Consider the following 22,512-nt stretch of genomic DNA (forward strand, 5'->3'; position numbering starts at 1 on the left):
CTAGGCCTCAATAATCAAACGGCTATCGACGTCGATCGCTTCCACAAGGGCGATCAGGGCGGCGCGGTCAACGGCAATGCAGCCTGCCGTCGGCTTCCCTTGCGGATGGCGGCAATGCAGGAAAATGGCGCTGCCCAAACCGGGAACCGCAGGGTCGGTATTGTGGTCGGTAGTGACCAACAGGTCGTACAGCCCGTCCTCGCGCATCAAGGTTTCATGCGATGCCGGGTAGGGCAGGGTCACGGCCCGGTTATAGTTCGGGTCGTCCGGCGCGTCACACCAGCCGTCCCGATCGGTGATCGCGGTGAGCGGCAAGGCGGTATCGGGCGGCGCGATACGGTCCGCGCGACAATAGACATGCAAAAGACGCCAGCGCCCGATGGGCGTGGCACCGTCGCCTTCCCGCTTGTCGGCGGCGGCGATCAGGCCCGACCGACCCATGCTGCAGGGCAGGACGGTGCCATCGGGCAGGCGCAATTCGCGGCCATTGGTAATCAGGTCGGTCATCCGCCCTTCAGCGCTTCATACCGGGACAGCGCCTCCATCATCGCGGCGGGCAGGTTCTCGACCGGCACCGGTTCCACGAATTCGGCGGATGCCGTCTGCACCGGGGCCGCCTTGCCGGACGCCGTCGAAGCCGGCGCAGCTACTTTGGAAGGCGCGGCGTCAGATGGGGCAGCCATCGCTGTCGGTCCGACCGGCGGGGTTATCCCGGATGGCGTTATCCCCGACGGCGTTATCCCCGACGGCGACCGGCTGGCTTGAGATTGACCAGCTTGGGATTGGCCAGCTTGGGATTGGCCAATTTGGGATTGACTGGCTTGGGCCATTCGCATCAGCACATTGGCAGCATCCGGCGACAATTTCGGGACGCCCTGGCCCGCCGCCGTCATGGGAGTCTGGGGCGTCTGGCCCGCCTGGGAAGATCGCGTCGGCTGCGACGCGGCCTGCGCCAGGACAGTCGGCGGACCGCCGGGCATGGGCGGAATCAAGGACGTCGCCGCCCCCGGATTCGACGCCAGCGGCATGCCGGTCGGTTGCGCCGCGAAGAGGGGGCTCGACGCCCGTGTCCGCGCTGTGGGCGCGGCCTGCGCCATTTGTACCGGCGCCGCTTGCTGTGTCGTACCCGACGCCGGCGCGATTTCCGCCACATCGTCGGCCATGGCTGCGGGACTGTCGGCAGAGGCCAGCGCGGTTCCGGCATCGTCCTCGGACCCGAAGAGCGCCGCCATCACACTGTCGCCGATATCCGAACCGGTTGCGTCCTCCATCACGACATTCGCAAGACCGGCGGCAAAGCCAACCGGTCCGCCAAACAGGGCGTCGCCGGCAAGACGCGCGCCCGTGCTGATCTCATCGCCCGTCAAACTGCGATAGATCGTGGAGATAACCGGCAAATGTTGCAGCGGATTCACAATATCCACGATATCCGCCAGGGAAAATCCGTCCTCCCCGAAAAAGTCGTCCGAATTCTGGGAGGCCAGCGCCGTCGTGTCCTGCCGATCTTGATACTCCCACCGATCTTCGGCCTTAATATTGGGTGGAAGCCCGGCATATTGCGCCGTGCGACCCGGTTCCGACGGGCGGGTCGTTTCCGCCTGCGCCGTCGTGCGCGGTTGGGTTCGGTCGTTTAAAACGTCCGAAAACTGCGTCACGGGCTTGTTGTTGTTCGATGCGGCTTCTGACGACGATGACGCATTTCCGCCCCGTCCGTTCGCCCCCGACGGCGCGAACAGAGACCAGGGCGGCGGCGCTGTCGTTGACCGCACGTCTGCGGCGTTTGTTGCACTCGTCATGCCTACTCTCCTTCTCCGCCCGAACAACAAGCAAACGACATGCCAAGTAACAAAAGCGCGATCAGTTCTTTTCCCGACTGGATCGGATCATGCTAAGCTGCCAAATAACGCGAACGCTTCCTTTCTTAGAGACGGATATCCATGAGCGGTAAAAAAATCCTGTTGTGCGACGATGACGACGCACTGCGCCAGTCGCTCGCCGAACAGCTGCAACTGCACGAAGAATTCGAAACCGTCCAGGCCAGCACGGCGGGAGAGGCCATCGAAGTCGCGAAGACCGACCACTTCAACGCCATCGTTCTGGATGTCGGACTGCCCGATATGGACGGGCGGGAAGCCTGTCGCGTCCTGCGCCGCCACGGCATCAAATGCCCCGTCATCATGCTGACCGCGCATGATTCCGATTCAGACACGATCCTGGGCCTGGACGCCGGGGCGAACGATTACGTGTCGAAGCCGTTCCGACTGAACGTCCTGCTGGCCCGCCTGCGCGCGCAATTGCGCCAGCATGAGCAAAGCGAAGACGCGGTCTTCACCATCGGGCCCTACAGCTTCCGCCCGGCGCAAAAGCTGCTGCTGGAAGAAGACGGGAAGAAGGTGCGCCTGACCGAAAAGGAAACCGCGATCCTGAAATACCTGTATCGAACGGGGTCCAAGGTGGTGTCGCGGGATATCCTGTTGGGGGAGGTCTGGGGCTATAACGCGGGCGTCACCACGCATACGCTGGAAACCCATGTCTACCGCCTGCGCCAGAAGATCGAAAAAGACCCGTCCAACGCGGAAATCCTGGTAACGGAACCCGGCGGCTACAAGCTGGTTCCTTAAGCTACAAATCGGTCCCTTACGGCGCGCGTCGGACTCGTTTTGCCACGAAGAGCAATACCAGCGAGGCCAGCATCGCGCAGAGGGTGGAGGCGGCGGCGCTCCACCACGCGGCTTGCCAGCCCCAGGCGCTGGCGCCGACCCAGCCGATAAAGACGGGGCCAACGAGAACGCCCAGATTGCGCCCCGTCATCAACAGGCCGAAGGCCGCCGATCCGGTGCGGTTCTCCCCCAGAAGCGCATCCGGCAGCGCGAAGATGCATGTCGGCGTGATCCCGGCGATCAGCGCATAGACGATGATGGCCAACAGCCCCGTCCAATCGGTTCCGGCGGACGGACCGATCAACAGGACCAGACCCTGACCGACCAGGACCGTCGCCAGCAGCGGCACGATAGGAACGCCCAACCGCAAGGGCACGGCGGCAAACAGGTTCGACATGGCGACGACGATCACCAGCACGCCATACAGTTCCTTCGCGGTTGAATCCGGCAGGCCCCGGTTCGACACCAGATATTCCGGAACCCAGCTTAATACCGATAAATTCTGCAAGGCCCAGAAGGCGAAACAGACCGCCACCAGTGTCAGCATGCGCCGATCCGAGGGCGACAAATCCTGCGCGCCGCCCTTCGCCGTCGGCAGGGCGATCCGCCGCCCGCCGTTGCGGTTCAGCGCAAGGGTGGTCAGCGCGACCAGCACGGCAAGACCCAGCCCCACCCACCAGACCGCCGCCCAGGTCCCGGACAGGCGCGCAACGATGGTCGCCAGCAGCCCGCCCAGCGGAATCCAGGTCGCGGCCAGAGCCATGGCGATGGGCAAGTGGCGCGGCGCGGCATTCCGGGTCATCAGGGTCGGTCCCGCGATCGCCAGGATCGCCATGGCCATGCCCTCGACCCCCCGGCCCGCCAGGACCGCCAGATCCCATTCCGGGAAAATCAGGATCGGCACCGCCCCCAAACCGACCAAGAGACAGGCCCCGACCAGCCAGGCCGCCGTCGCCTGACGCTGCATCAACCGGCCGATCTTGACCGATGCCAGCAGCCCGACCACGGCGAAAATCGACATGAAGCCGCCCGCGATTTCCGGGCGGTAGCGGAACAGCACCAGCATTTCCGGCAGGACCGGCGGCAGTTTGAACTGAACGAAGGCCGCGAAAATTGCCACCAACAGGCCGAAATACAGGCCGATCCAATCGGTATGGCGTTCCCCGGCAGGGGCTTGAGATTGGGTGTCGGTTTGCACGGGAACGGTCTCTATCCGATGTCTCTAATAATAGCGGAACTCTGGCGTTTCTTAAATTTGCCTTCCGTATGAAGCCGCTATAGCATCCAAGACAGGGCTTGTCGCCACCCCGCCGAGCGATAAGTCGGATAAAGAGCTTGGACACGAAACGAGGAAAAGACGCGCCGTTGACGACAGGCGGCGTCAAGAAGGGATAGATCGGGCAGCGGAATGGCGCGCGACGGGAACGGACAGGATTTCTTCGTCAAATTTTGGGGTACGCGCGGCAGTATTGCCTGCTCCGGTCCGGATACGATCCGGTACGGCGGCAATACGTCCTGCCTCGAGGTTATGTGCGGCAAGCGTCGGCTGGTCTTCGACGGCGGCACCGGGCTGCGCAAGCTGGGCCGCGTCATCGCGCAGGAAATTTTCCAGAATGGGCCGCAGGAAATCGATCTGTTCCTGACCCATACCCATTTGGACCATATCATCGGCCTGCCGTTTTTCGTACCGTTTCACCTGCCCGGCAACAATCCGCGCCTTTGGGCGGGCAACCTGCTGCCGGATCGGACATTGAGGGGGACCCTATCGGAAATGATGCAGGCGCCGCTGTTCCCCGTACCGCCGGAAACCTTTCGCGCAAAAGTCGAATTTCGGGATTTCGAATGCGGCGACACGCTGCATCCGGCGGACGGCATCACGCTGCGCACCGCGCCCTTGAACCACCCGAACGGGGCCTGCGGCTATCGCATCGAATTCGACGGCCGGTCGATCTGCTATATCACCGACACGGAACATTATCCGGATGGGAAGCGCGACCAGACCCTGATCGATCTGGTGCGCGATACCGACATCATGATCTACGACGCCACCTATACGGAGGAGGAATACCCCCGTTTCGTCGGCTTCGGCCATTCGACCTGGCAGGAAGCCGTGCGCGTCGCGGACGAGGCCGGGGTCAAAACTCTGGTCCTGTTCCATCACGAACCGACCCATGACGACGAATTCATGGACGATATCGCCGAACAGCTGGAAGACGCCCGTCCGGGCAGCCATGTCGCCCGCGAGGGCATGATCCTGAAACCCTGACGACGGCGAACCGATGGCGACAAATCCGTTCCTGCGCCGCCTGCAACTAGGCCTGCCGACCCTATTCGGCTGGGCGACGCGTGGTTATTTCATCCCCTATCGCTATGCCGGGTCGATCCCGAAAGCCGCCGAACGACAGGGTTTTCCCTGGATTGAAGACCTGTTCCGCGACTGCGAGCCGGGGTTTCTGGACCTTCTTTCCGATACCGAAACGATTGTGGATGTGACCAAGCGCTTCGACGGGGCCGAACCGCCCCTGCCGCGCTGGCAGCAGCAATGGTTTCCGCGGCTGGACGGGCTGGCGGCCTATTTGATGGTACGCCGCCATGCGCCGAAACGGATCGTCGAAATCGGCAGCGGCCATTCCACCCGCTTCGTCGCCGCGGCGATCCGTGACGGTGGGTTGGACACGGACGTCACCGCCGTCGACCCGGCGCCGCGCGCCGATATCTCGAAACTGCCCGGCGTTTTCGTCCTGCGGTCCGTGTTGCAGGATGCCGACCCCGCCCTGTTCGACAGCCTGGAACCCGGCGACTTCCTGATGGTGGATTCCAGTCATATCGCCATGCCGGGCAGCGATGTCGATATCCTGATGGGCCGCATCATTCCGGCCCTGCCGGCAGGCGTTTTCGTGATGATTCACGACATCTTCCTGCCCGATCCCTATCCCGAAAGCTGGACCTGGCGCGGCTATAACGAACAGCTGCCGGTGGCGGCCCTGATGGGTGGGGGCGGGTTCAAACCCGTCTGGTCCAGCCGGTGGATATCCACGCGCTGCCCGGACTTCCTGGCGGATTCCTCCGCCGGCAAAATCCCAATCGCCGACGGGATTCCGGAATCGGCGCTTTGGCTGCGGAAAGACTAAAGACTTGTTCTGACGGACCAAAGTTCGGGGAAGAGAACGGTTTCCAGCATTTTCCGAAGATAGGTGACGCCGCCCGTGCCGCCCGTGCCGGGTTTCGCGCCGATCACGCGCTCGACAGTGGTGACGTGGTTAAATCGCCAACGCCTGAAGTAATCCTCGAGATCGACAAGCTTTTCACCCATTTCGTAGAGGTCCCAATGTCGTCCGGGATCGCCGTAGACCGCTTTCCAGGCAGCTTCCACCGATGGGTCCGGGTGATATCCGCGATCCAGAGCGCGATGCGTGGTTTCCGGCGCGATGTCGAATCCCGCACCGCAAAGCATTGAAATTGCGGCATCGTAGAGGCTGGGCCGTTCGAGCTCCGTGCGGAGCCGCGCCATCACATCGGGGCGATTTTTGTGAATGTCGATCATCGCCGGGTTTCGATTGCCCAAAAGGAATTCGATTTCCCGATATTGAAAGGACTGGAATCCCGAGGATCCGCCGAGCGACGGCCTGAACCGGGTGTATTCCGACGGCGTCATTGTCCGCAAAACGTCCCACGCGCTGTTCAGCTGTTCAAAAATCCGCGCCACGCGAGCCAACATTTTAAAGCTGGGCTGGATTTCCCCGGCCAGAATCGCCGTGCGGGCGGCGTGCAGTTCATGCAACGCCAGCCGCATCCACAGCTCCGACGTCTGGTGCTGAATGATGAACAACAGCTCGTCATGGGCGTCCGATTGCGGATTCTGGCACTCGAACAACCCATCGAGTCCTAGGTAATCGGCATAGTCCATGTCGAAGTCCTTCGCGCCAGTCAGGACTCTATTCCAAACGCTATTGGTTCATGCTGTCGAAGAATTCGTTGTTGTTCTTCGAATGCTTCAGCTTGTCCAACAGGAATTCCATCGCGTCGGTGACGCCCATCGGCATCAGGATGCGGCGCAGGACCCACATCTTCGACAGCGTGCCCTTGTCGACCAGCAGTTCTTCCTTGCGGGTACCCGACTTGGTGATGTCGATGGCCGGGAAGGTGCGCTTGTCGGACAGCTTGCGGTCCAGGATGATTTCAGAGTTACCGGTGCCCTTGAATTCTTCGAAAATGACCTCGTCCATGCGGCTGCCGGTATCGATCAGCGCCGTGGAAATGATGGTCAGCGAGCCGCCTTCCTCGATATTGCGCGCGGCCCCGAAGAACCGCTTCGGGCGTTGCAGCGCGTTGGCGTCGACACCGCCGGTCAGGACCTTGCCCGACGACGGCACGACCGTGTTGTAGGCACGGGCCAGACGGGTGATGGAGTCCAGCAGGATGACCACGTCGCGCTTGTGTTCGACCAGACGCTTGGCCTTTTCGATCACCATTTCGGCGACCTGGACGTGACGCTGCGCCGGTTCGTCGAAGGTGGAGGACACGACCTCCCCCTTCACGGAACGCTGCATGTCCGTCACTTCCTCCGGCCGTTCGTCGATCAGCAGGACCAGCAGATAGACATCCGGGTGGTTCTGCGAAATCGCATGCGCCACATTCTGCATCAGCATGGTTTTACCGGTTCGCGGCGGGGCGACGATCAACGCGCGCTGACCCTTGCCCAGCGGCGCGACCAAATCGATGACGCGGGTCGACAGTTCCTTTTTCTTCTTGTCGTCCTGGCCTTCGATTTCCAGATGCAGTTTTTCGTCTGGATAGAGCGGCGTCAGGTTGTCGAAATTGATGCGGTGACGGACCTGATCCGGATCGTCGAAATTGACCTTGTTGACCTTCAACAGCGCGAAATAGCGTTCGCCGTCCTTCGGCGCGCGGATCTGGCCTTCGACCGTGTCGCCGGTGCGCAGACCGAAGCGGCGCACCTGGCTGGGCGATACGTAGATATCGTCGGGCCCGGCCAGATAGTTGGCTTCCGGCGAGCGCAGGAACCCGAAACCGTCCTGCAGGACTTCCAGGACGCCCTCGCCATAGATCGCAACGTCGTTCATCGCCAATTGCTTCAAACAGGCGAACATCAGTTCCTGTTTGCGCAGGTTGGAGGCGTTTTCGATCTCCAGCTCCTCGGCGAAGGCCAGAAGCTCGGGCGGGGTCTTTTGTTTCAGTTCTTTCAGATGCATTGAGGTATCGCGCTTGTTCGGGAATTGTGTTGAAAACACATCGTCCGGACGTTCGGTTCGAACCGATTGTATCGACTTGGGAGCGTCATGGCCGAAACGGCATAAGTCTGGCTATGGCGCGGGAAGGAATACCGGTCGTCTTGAAAAACGTGTTGTCCGGATACGATGCGTGCCGCCGGACCCAACGATCCGACTACCGATCACATAAGGTGGATCGCGTTTAAAGTCAAATGGATGTTTTGTTAAGACCGGTTGCGTCAGAACGGCTTAACGACGACCAGGATGACGATCCCGACCATCAGGACGGCGGGGACCTCGTTCATGATGCGGTAGAATTTCGCGCTGCGCGTATTGCGGTCCGCCGCGAAATCCTTGCGCCATTTCGACATCGCGCCGTGCATGCCGGACAGCAGGATGACCAAGGCCATTTTCGCGTGGAACCAGCCGTCGGTGAAGAAATTGAACTCATAGGCCGTCCACAGGCCGAAAATCCAGGTCGCGATCATGGCCGGGTTCATGATGCCGCGCAGCAGGCGGCGTTCCATGACCTTGAAATCTTCCGACTGTTTCGACCCCGGTTCCGCGTCACAGTGATAGACGAAGAGCCGCGGCAGATAGAGCATCCCGGCCATCCAGGCGATGACGGACATGACGTGAATTGCCTTGATCCAAAACTCCATGGGGTCCGTCTCCTACAGCCACCCGGACAATTCGCGCCGGGTCAGGGATTCCAGCATATCGATGGATGCGTCCGTGGCGTTCAGGCAGGGAATATAGGTGAAATGCTCCCCGCCGTTTTCCTCGAACACCTCTTTCAGGCCGATGGCCAGTTCTTCCAGCGTTTCCACGCAGTCGGACACGAAGCCGGGTGAAATCATCGCGATGGATTTCGTGCCGCCCTTGGCCAGGTCCCGCACCGTCGGTTCGGCATAGGGCTGCAGCCATTCCTTCGGCCCGAAGCGGGACTGGAAGACAACGGTGAACCGATCTTCCGGCCAGCCCAGCGCATCGCGCAGCAAGCGGCCCGTCTTTTGACAGAAACAGTGATAGGGATCGCCTTTGTCCAGCGTTTCGCGCGGCATGCCGTGGAAACTGCACAACAGGTGATCCGGCGTTTCGGCGCCTTTCAGGCTGTCGCGCACGCTGTTCGCCAGGGCCGCGATATAGGACGGTTCGTCATGGAAGCTGGGCAAGGTGCGGATCGCCGGTTGGCGACGCAGTGTCGCCAGATGGGCGAAAACCGTATCCTGAACCGATGCCGTGGTCGCGGCGGAATATTGCGGATACAGCGGCAGGATCAGAATTCGGTGACAGCCCGCGGCCAACAGCGCGTCCAGCTTGTCCGGAATGGACGGCGACCCATAGCGCATGGCCCATTCCACAGCGACATTTTCGGTTTCGAACCGCGTCGCCAGCCGGTTCGACTGTTCGCGGGTATAGAAGCGCAGCGGGCTTTCATTCGTTTCCCGCATCCAGATTTTCCGATAGGCCTGACCGGATTTTTTCGGCCGGGTCGTCAGGATGATCCCGTGCAGGATCGGGTACCACAGCCATTTCGGCGCCTCGATCACGCGCGGATCGGACAGGAATTCCGCCAGATAGCGGCGCATGCTGGGCGTGTCATACCCGTCCGGCGTACCCAGATTGACCAACAGCACACCGATCCTGGGATTCAGGACGGTCGGATGGTCGGGCGGCAGCACGGTTGTCATCGGATGCTCCAAAAATCGAGGCTCGCTGATCCGGTTTAGGACCTAGACCGCCGCACGCGCTCGACCAGTCGCGTCACATGCTCCGGCGGCGTTTCCTTGATGATGCCATGGCCCAGATTGAAAACATGCGGGCGGGACGCGAACCCATCGATGATATGATCCACCGCCCGGTCCAACTGTTCCCCGCCGGCCAGCAGCGCCATGGGATCCAAATTCCCTTGCAGCGTCACGGATTTATCCAGCGCCTGCGCGGCCCAGGCAACGGGAACGCCCTGATCCAGGGACACCGCATCCACCCCGGTTTCGGCGGCATAATCGATATAGGCCGGACCGGCACCGCGCGGGAAACCGATGATCGGCACGTCGGGATGGCGGCTTTTCACGATGTCCACGATGCGCTTTGCCGGGGCGATCGACCAGCGGCGGAACCCGTGTTCGTCCAAGGCCCCGGCCCAGCTGTCGAACAGCTGCAACGCCTGGGCCCCGGCGTCGATCTGGGCGATCAGATAGGATGCGGTCGCTTCCACAACGATATCGATGAGGCGCTGGAACCCGTCCGGGTCGCGATAGGACCATAGCTTCGTCTTGGCGAAATCGCGCGACGATCCGCCTTCGATCATATAGGTCGCGATGGTCCAGGGCGCCCCGGCAAAGCCGATCAGCGCGCATTCGATCGGCAGCGCGGCATTCAGTTTCGCGACCGTCTCGAAAACCGGCTGCAGATGGCCCAGAACCGCGTCGGGTTTCAGGATCGACAAGTCGCCCGCATCCTTCAACGGTTCCAGTTTCGGTCCTTCGCCTTCGACGAACCAAACCTTCTGCTGAAGCGCATGGGGAATGACCAGAATGTCGGAAAACAGGATCGCGGCGTCGAAACCGTAGCGCCGGATCGGCTGCAACGTTACTTCACAAGCCTTTTCGGGACTGTAACACAAGTCCAGGAACCCGTTGGCCGACGCACGAACCTCCCGATATTCCGGCAGATAGCGTCCGGCCTGACGCATCAGCCAGATGGGCGGCACGGACTGGGTCTCGCCATTCAAGGCACGCAGGAAAGGCTTCAGGGATTTCTTGGAGGTCATACCGTCTCTCGATCCGGGGAACGCGCTCCCCTTATAAATAAATATAATAATTATAAAAGGGAGTGGCTGTTGATGGAGGGGGGCGACACGGGGATTAAATTTCATCCCGATGTTATGCACATGCCCCTGAAACCTAGGCCTCTTCCTGTGGGAAAGCCATGGGAAAAGCGTCAGTATGCCGCGGATATCCCGGTTTTCGAATTGTGCCGGAGTCGAGGATAGATATCGGCGATCCGATCGGACACCCACAGGGCAAAATCCATGTTTCGGATTCTATCCATATGGGTAAAACCCATTGTCGGACTCCGGTCCGATTTGGGGATGGTTGCGGCATTGCCATATCGGGGTCGGTTGTCCCATAAACGATCCACAGGGTTTACACAGACTTTGCCGGAAGAACGGATTTAGTGCCCATGAGCGAACAGCCGCGCGCCATACAGCTCTATCTCGTCTCGGATTCGACCGGCGAGACGGTTCAGGCCATTGCGCGGGCCTGTATCGTCCAGTTCGAAGGGATCGAGGGAATCGAGCATCACTGGAACCTGATCCGCAACACCGCGCGCATCGATCATATCTTGGAAAAGGTCGCCGCCGATCCGGGGATCGTCCTGTTCACCTTCGTCAATCAGGACCTGCGCCGCCATTTGTTGGAAGGCTGCCGCGATCTGCGCGTGCCTTGTATTTCCGTTCTGGACCCGTTCATTACCGCCTTCGAAAACTATATCGGGACATCTGCGCGGCAGCAGCCGGGGCGGCAGCATGCGCTGGACGCCGATTATTTCAGCCGCATCGACGCCATGCATTACGCCATGGCCCATGACGACGGGCAGGGGCTTTGGAATCTGCACAATGCGGATGTCGTCCTGACCGGCGTGTCCCGCACGTCGAAGACACCGACCTGCATCTATCTGGCGAACCGCGGCATCAAGGCGGCGAATGTGCCCTTCGTCCCGGGGATCGGCCTGCCGCAGGAATTGTTGACCATGACAGGACCCAACGCGCCGCTGGTCATCGGCCTGACCAAGGATCCCGCGCGGCTGGTCCAAATCCGCAAAAACCGTTTGAAGATGATCGCCGAAGGAGACGAAACGGACTATGTCGATCTGGAAACCGTGCGCAAGGAAGTCATGACCTGCCGCCGCATTTGTCATGAACGGAACTGGCCGGTCATTGACGTGTCGCGCCGATCGATCGAGGAAACGGCCGCCGCGATCATTGAACACTACGACCGCCGCCTGGAACTGCGCGAGGCCGGTTTGAAGGGGAACGACAAGCGGTGAGCGCGCTCAATCTCGGACAATCCGTCGATATCGTTCTGGCATCGGGCAGCAAGACCCGCGCCGATCTTCTGCGCGGGGCGGGGCTGGCGGTCCATATCGACCCGGCCAATGTCGACGAGGATTCGGTGAAGGACAGCCTGCGCGCCGAAGGGGCCAGCGCCGCCCAGGTCGCGGAGGCGCTGTCGGACCTGAAGGCGTTGAAAGTCAGCCGTCGTCATCCCGGCGCGCTGGTCATCGGGGCGGATCAGACCCTGGACTGCAACGGCGTCTGGTTCGACAAGCCGGCGGATATCGACCATCTGCGCGGCCATATCGAGGCCTTGAGCGGCAAGCGGCACAGCCTGTTCGCGGGCGTATCCGTCATGCGCAACGGGGAGCGGATCTGGGGTCTGGTGGAACCGGCGCATCTGACCATGCGCTCCCTGACCCCGGATTTCATCGCCCGCTATGTCGATGCGGTGGGGGAGGACGGCCTCGGCTCCGTCGGCGGGTACCGGCTGGAAGGGCTGGGCGCGCAACTGTTCAGCCGGGTCGAGGGTGATTACTTCACCATTCTGGGCCTGCCCCTTCTGCCGCTTCTGGGATTCCTGCGTCAACATGGGGCCATCCTGTCATGATACCGCCCAGCCTCGGCGATATTCCCGCCACGATCCCCAGCCTGGGTCCGGTCGGCGAGCCGGTCGCCGGTGTCGTCGGCCATCCGATCGGCCAATCCCTGTCGCCGGTCCTGCACGGCACCTGGCTAAAACGCTACGGCATCAAGGGCCGCTACGAAATACGCGACCTGCCGCCGGACAATTTCGCGCTGGCGGCGACGAAGCTTCTGGACAGTGAAGGCTGGGTCGGCATGAACGTGACCGTGCCTTTCAAGGAAGCGGCCCATGCCTATTGCGATATTCTCGATTCGGCTGCGAAACGATTGGGCGCGGTGAATACGATCGTGAAACGCAAGGACGGCGGTATCGAAGGCCGCAATACGGACCTCTACGGCTTCCGCGCCAATTTGGAAGCGGCGGACGGCTGGGCGGATACGGGACGGGGCGTGGCGGTGGTTCTGGGTGCGGGCGGCGCGGCGCGGGCCGTGATCGGGGCGTTGCAGGATCTTGGCTTCGCGGAAATTCGTATCGTGAACCGGAACCAGGACCGCGCGAAAAGCGTGGCGTCGGACCTGCAACAATTCGCGGCCAGCAAGCTGTCCGTCGGCACTTACAAGAAGCTGCCGAAATGGTTGGCCGATGCGGATTTTCTGGTCAACACGACCAGCCTGGGCATGACCGGCCAGCCGGAATTGGACATCGACCTGTCACCCCTGCCGAAACGGGCCTTCGTGACCGATATCGTCTACAAGCCCCTGGAAACCGGCCTTCTGGCCCAGGCGCGGGCGCGCGGCAATGCGACGGTCGACGGGCTGGGCATGTTGCTGCATCAGGCCGTGCCGGGCTTTGTCGCCTGGTTCAATCCGCCGGAGCCGCCGGTTGTCGACGACGCCCTCCGCCGCGCGGTGTTGGAGGCGATCGGTCAATGATCGTCCTCGGCCTCACCGGGTCCATCGGGATGGGGAAAAGCACGGCGTCGGCCATGCTGCGACGGTTGGGCTGCGCGATTCACGATGCCGATGCGGCGGTGCATAAGCTGACGGGGCCGGGCGGCGCGGCGGTCGCGGCGGTGGAAGACGCCTTCCCCGGATCGACGAAAAACGGCGCCGTCGACCGGGCGGCGCTGGGGCCCTTGGTTTTCGGCAATCCAGACGCGTTGAAACGGCTGGAAAAAATCCTGCATCCGCTGGTCGCGGCGGACCGGGACCGGTTCTTGAACCATTGCCGCCTGCAAAACCGGCCGATTGCCGTGCTGGACGTGCCCCTATTGTTCGAAACCGGCGGCGACCGGCATTGCGATTTGACCCTGGTCGTCACCGCGCCGAGACTGATCCAGACCCAGCGCGTGCTTGCCAGACCGGGCATGACCCCGCAAAAATTGGCGGATATCCGCGCCCGTCAAATGGCGGAGGCGGAGAAGCGCCGGCGCGCGGATGTCCTGGTCTGGACGTCCCTGGGCCGCGCGCCGGTATTCCGGCAGTTGCGGCAACTGGTCCACGATTTGGGAGGTTGATTGATGCGCGAGATTTGTTTCGATACGGAAACGACCGGCCTGGATCCGAATACCGGGCACCGGCTGGTCGAAATCGGCTGCGTCGAATTGATCAACCGCGTCCCCACCGGGGAAACCTTCCACATCTATCTGAACCCCGAACGCGATATGCCGGTGGAGGCGTTTCAGGTCCACGGCCTGTCGGAGGCCTTCCTGGCGGATAAGCCGCTGTTCGTCGATGTGGTGGAGGATTTCCTGGAATTCGTCGGCGACGGCATTCTGGTCATCCACAATGCCGCCTTCGATATGAAATTCATCAATGCGGAGCTGACCGCCTGCGGACGGCCCACGATCCCGATGTCGCAAACGGTCGATACCGTGGCCATGGCGAGGGCGAAATTCCCGGGCTCCCCGGCCAGCCTGGATGCGCTGTGTAAGCGGTTCCAGATCGACAATTCGGCGCGGACCAAGCATGGGGCGTTGCTGGATGCGGAGCTTCTGGCCGAAGTTTATATCGAGCTGACCGGCGGGCGTCAGACGGGCCTGTCCTTCGGGGACAGCGAGGATGCGGGGAGCGGGGAAGCGCGACCTTCCCAGGAAACGTTGGCCGGACCTGTCGCGGGCCGCCCCGTCCGACCGGCTCGCCCCCATGCGGCCAGCGAAGAAGAAAAGGCGGCACATGCCGCCTTTCTGGAAGCGAAAATCAGCAATCCGATCTGGAACGCCTGACCCTCGTTTTTGACGAAGGTTTACGCCTGAGCCGTGTCGGCTGCTTCGGGCTGGGCAACCGCTGCGTCGCCGCCGGCTTTCTGCGCCTGTTCCATATGGCGGCGGTATAGCTGCACAAAGTCGAACGGGGCCAGCAACAGCGAGGAATAGCCGCCGTTGCGCGTCGTGGAGGACACGATTTCCCGTGCGAAGGGGAACAGCATGCGCGGCACTTCCACCAGGACCAGCGCGTTCAGCGCCTCCTTCGGCACGTTGCCGACCCGCACCACGGCCGAGTAGGCCAGTTCCAGGATATAGACTGCCTTCCCGTCGACAGCAGCCTGCGCATCGATCTTCAGCGTGACCTCGATATCGCGGCCGCCCAGCGGCTGGCTGGTGACGTCCAGATTGATCGCGGTCTGCGGCGCGGCCCCGCTGGTAAAGATTCCCGGTGCGCCCGGATTTTCGAAGGAGAAATCCTTCACATACTGCATGATGATCTGATAGGGCGGCTCCGCCGGGGTCTGGGGCGGAGTCTGGGGCGCAGCGCCGCCTTCATTATTTTCAGATTGGGCGTTCTGATCGTCGGCCATGATGTGTCTCGCGGAAGGGAATAAAGAAAGGGTTGAGGCTCGCTATCATACATCCGGGATGGAGACAACCTCACCCCCCTCGGGATGCGGCGCGGTCGGGTCGAGGCGCAGGACGGCGGCGTTCGGCACGCGATGCCCGGTCAGGGCGCGGATAAATCCCCAATGACTGACGACCAGCGTCGCGGCCCAGTCTTCGTGCCCGGCCATACGCGTGCGAAAGGTGCGGGCACGGTCCTCGACATGATGATCTTCCTCGCTGTCCGGCCACCAGACATCCGCCAAGGCGGTGAAATTCAAGGCTGGATAGCGGCTTTCCAGATCGGCGCGCGGTGTCCCGATATCGCAGGAGAAAAAGGCGTGTTCGCGGACATCCGGATCGATTTCCACCGGCAGGCCCAGCTTCTCCGACAGGATCGCCGCCGATTGCAGCGTGCGCGTATAGGGGGATGTTACGATGCGGCGCAGGTCTCGTCCGTGATTCTGTGCGATATAGTCCGCGCCCGCCGCGATTTGCCGCCGACCCAAATCGGTCAGTTTCGGATCGCGGATGCCGGGATCCTGACGGGTTTCGGCGAAATGGACGTTGAATTCGGACTGACCGTGACGGATCAGGATCATGTCAGGCGGTCGCCATTTCTTGGGGGGCCGTTCGGATTTCCCCCATCGCGCCCACCCTGGGGCCCATCGTCGGGAGAGACTTCCTCGAACTCGCCTTCAATAACGCCATCCCGGGAATTAGCGCGGGACTGGCCCGTCGCGCCGGTCGTATAGACGGTGAAGCGGCCGCTTTTGCGCATCTGATGGACGATGCCGTGTCCGATCGCCGACCGCAGTGGCGGGATCAGCAGCATGAAACCCAGGAAATCCGTCAGAAAACCGGGGGTCAGCAGCAATACGCCGGCGACCAGGATGCATAATCCCGTCAGCATCGCGTCGACCGGCAGGACGTTGCGTTCCATGTCGCTGCGCACCTTCATCAGGGTTTGCAGCCCCTGCTGGCGCACCAGGGCGGTGCCGATCAGGGCGGTTGCGACGATGGTGAATAGGGTCCAGCCCAGACCGATCCGGTCGCCCACTTCGATGAAAATGGCGATTTCCGCAATCGGAACAAGGATGAAAACGAGCAGGATTAGGAACGGCATCTTGCCCTTTCCACAGTGAAGCCTTACATCAGAGGCGGTGCAGCGCAGCCCAAGAGGTAAGCGTTTGCGCCGCAAATGACAATGGTGGAAGCCTCAATACACCCGGCTCGAGGGAGCGGAATGCCCATAGACCTGATCATATTTGCCGCTATTGCCGTCCTGCTGATCTTCAAGCTGGGCAGTGTCCTGGGTAAACGAACCGGGCATCAGAAGCCCATCGAATTCCCGGATACCAACGACAAAAAGCGCGGTCAGGCCCCGGCCAATGCGGACGACAATGTCGTGCGCATGCCGAAATCCTTCGAAGAACCGAAGCCGGAAAGCAAGCAGCTGGAAGGCCCGGCGGGCGCGGGTCTGCGCCAGATTATGGAAGCCGACGAGAATTTCGAACCGGACAATTTCCTGGAAGGCGCGCAACAGGCGTTCGAAATGATCGTCGCCGCCTATACCGAAGGCGACCGCAAGACCCTGAAAATGCTGCTGGACAAGGCGACCTATGACGGGTTCGCAGGCGCCATCGACGCGCGCGAAAAGGCCGGTCAGCGCATGGAAGACACGCTGGTCGGGATCGACAGCGCGAATATCGTGGAAGCCGCGCTGGACGGCGAACAATCCCGCGTGACGGTGCGGTTCGTCAGCGATCAGGTCAACGTTACCTACGATTCCGAAGGCCGCGTTCTGGACGGCGACCCGTCGAAGGTGGAAACCGTGGTCGACATCTGGACCTTCGCGCGCAAGGTTTCGGCCCGCGATCCGAACTGGCAGCTCATCGAAACCCGCAGCGCAGAATAAGGGCCTCGCCTCATGCGTTCCGGCGCCCGCCTGATCCCGCTTCTTCTTGCTTGTGCGGTCCTGTGGGGCTGCGAGGCGGAAAAGGAACCCGAAAAACCGGAAGAAAAGGCCCCGACGGAAGAAGCGGCCCCCGCGCTGGCCCTGTCGCCGGTCGCCTTCGCCGATCTACCCGGCTGGACGGATGACGGGTTGGACGGCGCGCAGCAGGCCTTGCTGCGGTCCTGCGGACGGATCACGGCGCAGCCCGCGGATAAGGAAATCGGCACGCCCGCGCTGGAAACCACGCCTGCCGATTGGCAGGCCGCCTGCGATGCTCTGGCCGCGGCAACGGATGCCGCAAGCCTGAAGGCGGCGCTGGAATCCGGGTTCACGCCCTTTGCCGTCGCCGACCCGTCCAAGGGCGATGCGGGCGATCAGGGTCTCTTCACCGGCTATTTCGAAGCGGAACTGACCGGATCGCGGACGCAATCCGACACGTTCGCGACCCCGCTTTACGCCCGTCCCGGTGATCTGGTGACGGTCGATCTGGGCCTGTTCGACCCGGATTTGAAGGGCAAGGGCGTCGTCGGGAAGGTTCAGGACGGCAAGCTGATCCCCTATCCCATGCGCGGCGATATCGAATCCGGCGCGCTGGCCGGGCAGGATCTGGAATTGCTGTGGATCGACGATCCGGTCGATGTCTTCCTGTTGCAGGTTCAAGGATCAGGCCGCGTCGTTCTGCCGGACGGAGAGGTCGTGCGCGTCGGTTTCGCCGCCCATAACGGCCACGGCTACAAATCCATCGGGCGCAAGCTGATCGACGAGGGCGAGCTGCAAGCGCATGAGGCCAGCTGGTCCGGCATCCGCAAATGGATCGAAAAGAACCCGGATAAGGCCCATGACCTGTTCGCCTTCAATCCGCGTTTCATCTTTTTCCGCTTGTTGCAGGGCGATGGACCGATCGGCGCGGAAGGTGTCGCTTTGACTCCGGAGCGCAGCATGGCCGTCGATACCGGCTTCATCCCGCTGGGCATGCCGTTGTGGCTGGACACGACCCGCCCCGGCGTCACCGAAGACCCGCTGCGCCGCCTGATGGTCGCCCAGGACAAGGGCGGCGCGATCAAGGGCGTCGTGCGCGGCGATTTCTTCTGGGGCTATGGCGATGAGGCGCTGGCCGAGGCAGGGCGCATGAAGTCCAAGGGCCGCTATTTCCTGCTGCTGCCCAACCCGTTGGCGGAACGGGTGGCGGCGTCCAGTTAACGGCTGTACATTCCGAGAGATGTCATCCTGGTGTAGGCCAGGGTGACAAGGGTTTCCTCCGCGACCTTCCTTGATTTACAAGGCGCTGCATTTCATTGTACCGGGGCGGTCGATGAAGCGAGGGGTCCATGTCCGATAATCCCAACAGTCCGAAAAAACAGGTTACGGTCGGTTTGTTCGTGACCTGTCTGGTGGATTCCTTCCGCCCGCAGGTCGGTTTCGCGGCGGTGACGCTGCTGGAACGCGCGGGCTGTTCCGTCGCGGTGCCGTCGTCGCAGACCTGTTGCGGCCAGCCCGCCTTCAATTCCGGGGACCGGGACCATGCGCGATCGGTGGCGCGGCCCCTGATCGAGGCCTTTGCCGATTTCGATTACGTCGTCGCGCCGTCCGGGTCCTGCGCGGGCATGATCCGCGAACATATGGCCGACCTGTTCAAGGACGATCCGCATTTGGCCGACCCGGCGCGGGCGCTGGCGGCGAAGACCTATGAACTGACGTCTTTCCTGGTCGATGTCATGGGCATGCCGACGGCCATCGCGGATTACAAAGGCACCGTCACCTATCACGACAGCTGTTCGGGCCTGCGCGAATTGGGCGTGAAGGACCAGCCGCGCCGCCTGTTGAAAGGCGTGGAGGGGCTGACCCTGACGGAATTGCCCTCGGCGGAGGTCTGTTGCGGCTTCGGCGGGACGTTCTGCGTCAAATATCCGGACATCTCCAACAAGATGGTGTCCGACAAGACGGAGGACATCGCCGCGACCGGTGCGGACACGCTGCTGGCCGGGGATTTGGGCTGTCTATTGAACATGGCGGGCAAGCTGTCGCGCGAAGGCCGCCCGGTGAAGGCCTATCACGTCGCCGAAATCCTGGCCGGGATGGGGGATGGACCGGCCATCGGAGAACCCGCCATTGGCGAGCCGGAGTCCTAATCAATGCAGATCAAGACTCCCCAATTCAAGGAAAACAGCCGCGAGGCCCTCGCCGACGCCAATTTGCAGGTCGCGCTGGGCAAGATGAAGGAAGGCTTCATCGGCCGCCGGGCAAAGGCCCGCGCCGCCCTGCCGGAATTCGACGCCCTGCGCGATCAGGCGCGGGACATCAAGAACCACACGCTGGACAACATCGATTTCTATCTGGAAACCTATGAAGCGGCGGTGACCCGATCCGGCGGCCATGTGCATTGGGCCGAAGACGCGGCGGAGGCCCGCCAGATCGTGTTGGACCTGTGCAAGCGGGTCGACGCCAAGTCGGTGACCAAGGGCAAATCCATGATCTCCGAGGAGATCGCCCTGAACGGCGCGCTGGAGGAAGCGGGATACGAGGTCGTCGAAACCGATCTGGGCGAATATATCATCCAGCTTCGCAAGGAAGCGCCCAGCCATATCATCGCGCCCGCCGTGCATGTGTTGAAGGAACAGGTTGCCGACGATTTCCGCAAACACCATACCGGTCTGGACCCGAACCGCCCGCTGGTCGAACGCAAGACCCTGATCAGCGAGGCGCGATCCGTCCTGCGCCAGAAGTATTTCGATGCGGATATCGGCATTACCGGGGCCAACTTCCTGATCGCGGAAACGGGCAGCAGCGTCATCGTCACCAATGAAGGCAACGGCGACATGACCCAGACGCTGCCCCGCGTCCATGTGGTGATCGCCAGCCTGGAAAAGATCGTGCCGACGCTGGATGACGCGTCGGCCATCCTGCGCGTGCTGGCCCGGTCGGCGACGGGACAGGATTTTTCGTCCTACACCACCTTTTCGACCGGCCCGCGCCGGGCGGAAGACCCCGACGGGCCGGAGGAATACCATGTCATCCTGCTCGACAACGGGCGGACGAAGATGCTGGGCACCGAATTTCAGGACATGCTGCGCTGTATCCGCTGCGGCGCGTGCATGAACCATTGCCCGGTCTACGGGTCCGTCGGCGGGCACGCCTATGGCTGGGTCTATCCGGGCCCGATGGGCGCGGTGCTGACGCCCAGTTTCATCGGCGTCGACCAGGGCGGGCAATTGCCCAATGCATCGACCTTCTGCGGCCGTTGCGCCGATGTCTGTCCGATGCGCATCCCGCTGCCGAAGATGATGCGGGCCTATCGCGAAATGGAATTCGAAAACGGTTTGGCCCCGCCCGCCGTGCGTTTCGGCCTGGATGTCTGGGGCTTTTTCGCCAGCCGGCCCAAACTGTATCGCATGGTGTCCCGCATCGGTCTGGGGCTTCTGGGCAGGTTCGGACGCAAGCGCGGGCGGTTCAGCCGTCTGCCCCTGGCGTCGGGCTGGACCGATCACCGCGACATGGCCGCCCCGCCGGGCAAGAGCTTTCAGGATCAGTGGTCGTCCCGGGGCGGCGCGCGAACCGTTTCGGATCTGAAACGAAAGGGAGAGACGGCATGAGCGACTCCCGATCCGCCATTTTAGGCCGTATTCGCGCGGCGAAGGGCCGTCAGGGTCCGCTGGACGAGGCAAAACAGGCGGAGCTGCGCGCCCGATTGACGGGCCGCCCGCGCGGCATCATCCCGACCCGCGCGCAAGGCGATGCATCGGAGTTGGTCGCGGCCTTTTCTGAACGTGCCCGCGCCGTCGAAAGCAGCGTTGCCGCGCTGGCCGGCCTGGACGATCTGCCCGACGCGATCGCCGACTATCTGGCGCAGCACAATCTACCCGCGACCCTGCGCGTCGCGCCGCATGACGACCTCAATCCGGTCGACTGGGCGAAACGCCCGACCCTGTCGGTCAGCGCGGGCCCCAGCGACGGCAAGGATGCGGTCGGCGTCACCCGCGCCTTCGCCGGGATCGCGGAAACCGGGACCCTGATGCTCGAAGCCGGGCCACAGGCGCCGACGACCCTGAATTTCCTGCCCGAAACCCATATCGTTGTGTTGAAACGGTCGGAAATTGTCGGCGCCTATGAAGATGCGTGGGACAGGCTGCGCGACAAGATCGGACCGGACGGGATGTTGAGCCGCGTCGTCAACATGATTACCGGCCCGTCGCGGACCGGCGATATCGAACAGACGATCGAACTCGGCGCGCATGGGCCGTTGCGCCTGCATATCCTGATCCTAGAGAACGGATGAGTCGGCGACGCAAGGACACACCTGCCGGAAAGGACGATGCCGCCCTGTGGGATGCGGTGAAGTCATCCGCCAAGCCGGTAAAGCGGGACACGGTGTTCCGCGATATGCTGACAGCCACGACCGTCCCGCCGTCCGATGCCCCGAAGCGGAAGAAGGAAAAGCCGCGCCGGGTGGAGGTGCTGCCGCTCGCCGATCTGCCCGATCCCGTGAAAGCCCCGAAGCATCGCGAATTGCGCCATGGCTGTGCGCCCGGCGTCGACCGACGGACGGCGGAACGGCTGCACCGGGGTAAGATGGCCATTCAAGGCCGCCTGGACCTGCATGGGATGAGCCGCGATGCCGCCCATATCGCGACGCTGGGCTTCGTTACCAGCGCGCGGCTGTCGGGCAAGCGCTGTGTTCTGATCGTGACCGGCAAGGGCAAGGGCATCCTGCAAACCGAATTGCCGCGTTGGCTGAACATGCCGCCGCTGCGCGATCTGATATTGAGCTTTTCGCATGCCCGGCCCCAGGACGGCGGCTCGGGCGCGGTTTATGTCCTCCTGAAACGCGACCGGAGCCTGCCATGACCACGCCGTTCGGTGCCCGTCTGCGCAGCCTGCGCAAGGAGCGGGGCGTCACGCTGAAGAACCTGTCGGACGCGCTGGGCGTCAGCCAGGCCTATTTGTCCGCGCTGGAAACCGGGCGTCGCCCGAAACCGACCCCGGCGCGCGTCGATCAGATCTGCGCCTATTTCGGCATTATTTGGGATGAGGCGGAGGCGCTGAAAGACCTCGCGCGCCTGTCGCAGCCGCGCGTGACCATCGATACGACCGGCCTGTCGCCGGAAGCGACGCAACTGGCCAACCGGCTGGCCCAACGCCTTAGGCGACTGGATGCCAGAAAGGTTCGCCAATTGCTCGATATCGTTGGATAGACGCCGCATTTTTA

At 62.4% G+C, this 22,512-nt stretch carries 26 protein-coding genes; 15 read left to right on the forward strand and 11 right to left on the reverse strand.

What is annotated here, in order from left to right:
* Together HH303_RS11065 and HH303_RS11070 are read right to left on the reverse strand one after the other, a co-directional pair.
* A complete protein-coding gene (locus tag HH303_RS11065; protein ID WP_169625396.1) occupies nucleotides 1–507 on the reverse strand; it encodes a L,D-transpeptidase family protein in 507 nt (168 codons plus the stop codon).
* Complete coding sequence (locus tag HH303_RS11070) at nucleotides 504–1,796, reverse strand: hypothetical protein (protein ID WP_169625397.1); 1,293 nt, start codon at nucleotides 1,794–1,796, stop codon at nucleotides 504–506. Before HH303_RS11070 ends, HH303_RS11065 begins: the two co-directional genes overlap by 4 nt.
* Before the next feature lie 141 nt (nucleotides 1,797–1,937).
* Between HH303_RS11070 and HH303_RS11075 the strand changes: the two genes are divergently transcribed.
* Nucleotides 1,938–2,621: a response regulator transcription factor gene (locus HH303_RS11075; protein WP_169625398.1), complete on the forward strand. Its 684-nt coding sequence runs from the start codon at nucleotides 1,938–1,940 to the stop codon at nucleotides 2,619–2,621.
* 16 nt (nucleotides 2,622–2,637) lie between these two features.
* Here the strand turns inward: HH303_RS11075 and HH303_RS11080 are convergent, their stop codons facing one another.
* Entirely contained in the window at nucleotides 2,638–3,858 is a 1,221-nt protein-coding gene (locus HH303_RS11080) for an MFS transporter (RefSeq protein ID WP_169625399.1), read from the reverse strand.
* A gap of 210 nt (nucleotides 3,859–4,068) precedes the next feature.
* Here HH303_RS11080 and HH303_RS11085 point away from each other — a divergent pair, with 210 nt between their 5' ends.
* Nucleotides 4,069–4,926: an MBL fold metallo-hydrolase gene (locus tag HH303_RS11085; protein ID WP_169625400.1), complete on the forward strand. Its 858-nt coding sequence runs from the start codon at nucleotides 4,069–4,071 to the stop codon at nucleotides 4,924–4,926.
* Between the two features lie 13 nt (nucleotides 4,927–4,939).
* On the forward strand, nucleotides 4,940–5,791 hold the full coding sequence (locus tag HH303_RS11090) for a class I SAM-dependent methyltransferase (RefSeq protein ID WP_169625401.1): 852 nt from the start codon (nucleotides 4,940–4,942) through the stop codon (nucleotides 5,789–5,791).
* On the opposite strand, the gene HH303_RS11095 is transcribed toward HH303_RS11090, so the two are convergent.
* The 5 genes from HH303_RS11095 to hemE all read right to left on the reverse strand — a co-directional run bounded on the left by HH303_RS11095 (nucleotide 5,788) and on the right by hemE (nucleotide 10,667).
* Nucleotides 5,788–6,567, reverse strand: a complete 780-nt coding sequence (locus tag HH303_RS11095) for a tryptophan 2,3-dioxygenase (protein ID WP_169625402.1) — start codon at nucleotides 6,565–6,567, stop codon at nucleotides 5,788–5,790. The genes HH303_RS11090 and HH303_RS11095 overlap by 4 nt on opposite strands.
* 40 nt (nucleotides 6,568–6,607) lie before the next feature.
* Complete coding sequence (rho, locus tag HH303_RS11100; RefSeq protein WP_169625403.1) at nucleotides 6,608–7,873, reverse strand: transcription termination factor Rho; 1,266 nt, start codon at nucleotides 7,871–7,873, stop codon at nucleotides 6,608–6,610.
* A 257-nt stretch (nucleotides 7,874–8,130) separates the two neighbouring features.
* Complete coding sequence (hemJ, locus tag HH303_RS11105; protein WP_169625404.1) at nucleotides 8,131–8,553, reverse strand: protoporphyrinogen oxidase HemJ; 423 nt, start codon at nucleotides 8,551–8,553, stop codon at nucleotides 8,131–8,133.
* 12 nt (nucleotides 8,554–8,565) lie between these two features.
* Nucleotides 8,566–9,585: a ferrochelatase gene (gene hemH / locus HH303_RS11110; protein ID WP_169625405.1), complete on the reverse strand. Its 1,020-nt coding sequence runs from the start codon at nucleotides 9,583–9,585 to the stop codon at nucleotides 8,566–8,568.
* Between the two features lie 35 nt (nucleotides 9,586–9,620).
* Nucleotides 9,621–10,667 (reverse strand): uroporphyrinogen decarboxylase, encoded by a 1,047-nt coding sequence (gene hemE, locus HH303_RS11115; RefSeq protein WP_169625406.1) that lies wholly within the window; start codon nucleotides 10,665–10,667, stop codon nucleotides 9,621–9,623.
* A 413-nt stretch (nucleotides 10,668–11,080) separates the two neighbouring features.
* Here hemE and HH303_RS11120 point away from each other — a divergent pair, with 413 nt between their 5' ends.
* The 5 genes from HH303_RS11120 to dnaQ are packed head-to-tail and all read left to right on the forward strand — an operon-like array spanning nucleotide 11,081 to nucleotide 14,764.
* Nucleotides 11,081–11,947 (forward strand): pyruvate, water dikinase regulatory protein, encoded by an 867-nt coding sequence (locus HH303_RS11120; protein WP_169625407.1) that lies wholly within the window; start codon nucleotides 11,081–11,083, stop codon nucleotides 11,945–11,947.
* Nucleotides 11,944–12,564 carry a Maf family protein gene (locus HH303_RS11125; protein WP_169625408.1) on the forward strand — a complete coding sequence of 207 codons (621 nt, stop codon included), beginning with the start codon at nucleotides 11,944–11,946 and terminating at the stop codon, nucleotides 12,562–12,564. The genes HH303_RS11120 and HH303_RS11125 overlap by 4 nt, the downstream gene beginning before the upstream one ends.
* Nucleotides 12,561–13,472, forward strand: coding sequence for a shikimate dehydrogenase (locus HH303_RS11130; protein WP_169625409.1), 912 nt, complete (start codon nucleotides 12,561–12,563; stop codon nucleotides 13,470–13,472). The genes HH303_RS11125 and HH303_RS11130 overlap by 4 nt, the downstream gene beginning before the upstream one ends.
* Nucleotides 13,469–14,056, forward strand: coding sequence for a dephospho-CoA kinase (gene coaE, locus HH303_RS11135; protein WP_169625410.1), 588 nt, complete (start codon nucleotides 13,469–13,471; stop codon nucleotides 14,054–14,056). The genes HH303_RS11130 and coaE overlap by 4 nt, the downstream gene beginning before the upstream one ends.
* Nucleotides 14,057–14,059: 3 nt before the next feature.
* A complete protein-coding gene (dnaQ, locus tag HH303_RS11140) occupies nucleotides 14,060–14,764 on the forward strand; it encodes a DNA polymerase III subunit epsilon (RefSeq protein WP_169625411.1) in 705 nt (234 codons plus the stop codon).
* Nucleotides 14,765–14,784: 20 nt separating this feature from the next.
* Here dnaQ and secB read toward each other — a convergent pair whose 3' ends face one another.
* From secB to HH303_RS11155, 3 genes are read right to left on the reverse strand one after another with little or no spacing between them, the layout of a single operon-like run.
* Nucleotides 14,785–15,336 (reverse strand): protein-export chaperone SecB, encoded by a 552-nt coding sequence (gene secB, locus HH303_RS11145; RefSeq protein WP_169625412.1) that lies wholly within the window; start codon nucleotides 15,334–15,336, stop codon nucleotides 14,785–14,787.
* A 45-nt stretch (nucleotides 15,337–15,381) separates the two neighbouring features.
* On the reverse strand, nucleotides 15,382–15,954 hold the full coding sequence (locus HH303_RS11150; protein ID WP_169625413.1) for a histidine phosphatase family protein: 573 nt from the start codon (nucleotides 15,952–15,954) through the stop codon (nucleotides 15,382–15,384).
* Nucleotides 15,951–16,478 (reverse strand): FxsA family protein, encoded by a 528-nt coding sequence (locus tag HH303_RS11155; RefSeq protein ID WP_169625414.1) that lies wholly within the window; start codon nucleotides 16,476–16,478, stop codon nucleotides 15,951–15,953. The genes HH303_RS11150 and HH303_RS11155 overlap by 4 nt, the downstream gene beginning before the upstream one ends.
* Before the next feature lie 120 nt (nucleotides 16,479–16,598).
* On the opposite strand from HH303_RS11155, the gene HH303_RS11160 reads away from it, so the two are divergent.
* The 7 genes from HH303_RS11160 to HH303_RS11190 all read left to right on the forward strand — a co-directional run bounded on the left by HH303_RS11160 (nucleotide 16,599) and on the right by HH303_RS11190 (nucleotide 22,498).
* Complete coding sequence (locus tag HH303_RS11160; RefSeq protein WP_169625415.1) at nucleotides 16,599–17,270, forward strand: Tim44/TimA family putative adaptor protein; 672 nt, start codon at nucleotides 16,599–16,601, stop codon at nucleotides 17,268–17,270.
* Between the two features lie 12 nt (nucleotides 17,271–17,282).
* Nucleotides 17,283–18,509 carry a murein transglycosylase A gene (gene mltA / locus HH303_RS11165; RefSeq protein ID WP_169625416.1) on the forward strand — a complete coding sequence of 409 codons (1,227 nt, stop codon included), beginning with the start codon at nucleotides 17,283–17,285 and terminating at the stop codon, nucleotides 18,507–18,509.
* Nucleotides 18,510–18,637: 128 nt separating this feature from the next.
* Nucleotides 18,638–19,438, forward strand: a complete 801-nt coding sequence (locus tag HH303_RS11170) for a (Fe-S)-binding protein (RefSeq protein ID WP_169625417.1) — start codon at nucleotides 18,638–18,640, stop codon at nucleotides 19,436–19,438.
* Nucleotides 19,439–19,441: 3 nt separating this feature from the next.
* A complete protein-coding gene (locus tag HH303_RS11175; protein WP_169625418.1) occupies nucleotides 19,442–20,899 on the forward strand; it encodes a LutB/LldF family L-lactate oxidation iron-sulfur protein in 1,458 nt (485 codons plus the stop codon).
* A complete protein-coding gene (locus HH303_RS11180) occupies nucleotides 20,896–21,582 on the forward strand; it encodes a LutC/YkgG family protein (RefSeq protein WP_169625419.1) in 687 nt (228 codons plus the stop codon). The genes HH303_RS11175 and HH303_RS11180 overlap by 4 nt, the downstream gene beginning before the upstream one ends.
* Nucleotides 21,579–22,151, forward strand: a complete 573-nt coding sequence (locus tag HH303_RS11185; RefSeq protein ID WP_169625420.1) for a Smr/MutS family protein — start codon at nucleotides 21,579–21,581, stop codon at nucleotides 22,149–22,151. The genes HH303_RS11180 and HH303_RS11185 overlap by 4 nt, the downstream gene beginning before the upstream one ends.
* Nucleotides 22,148–22,498 (forward strand): helix-turn-helix domain-containing protein, encoded by a 351-nt coding sequence (locus HH303_RS11190; RefSeq protein ID WP_169625421.1) that lies wholly within the window; start codon nucleotides 22,148–22,150, stop codon nucleotides 22,496–22,498. Before HH303_RS11185 ends, HH303_RS11190 begins: the two co-directional genes overlap by 4 nt.
* Nucleotides 22,499–22,512: the final 14 nt, after the last annotated feature.

This window comes from Pacificispira spongiicola (genome assembly GCF_012926505.1).
GTDB classification, from domain to species: Bacteria; Pseudomonadota; Alphaproteobacteria; order UBA8366; family Aestuariispiraceae; genus Pacificispira; species Pacificispira spongiicola.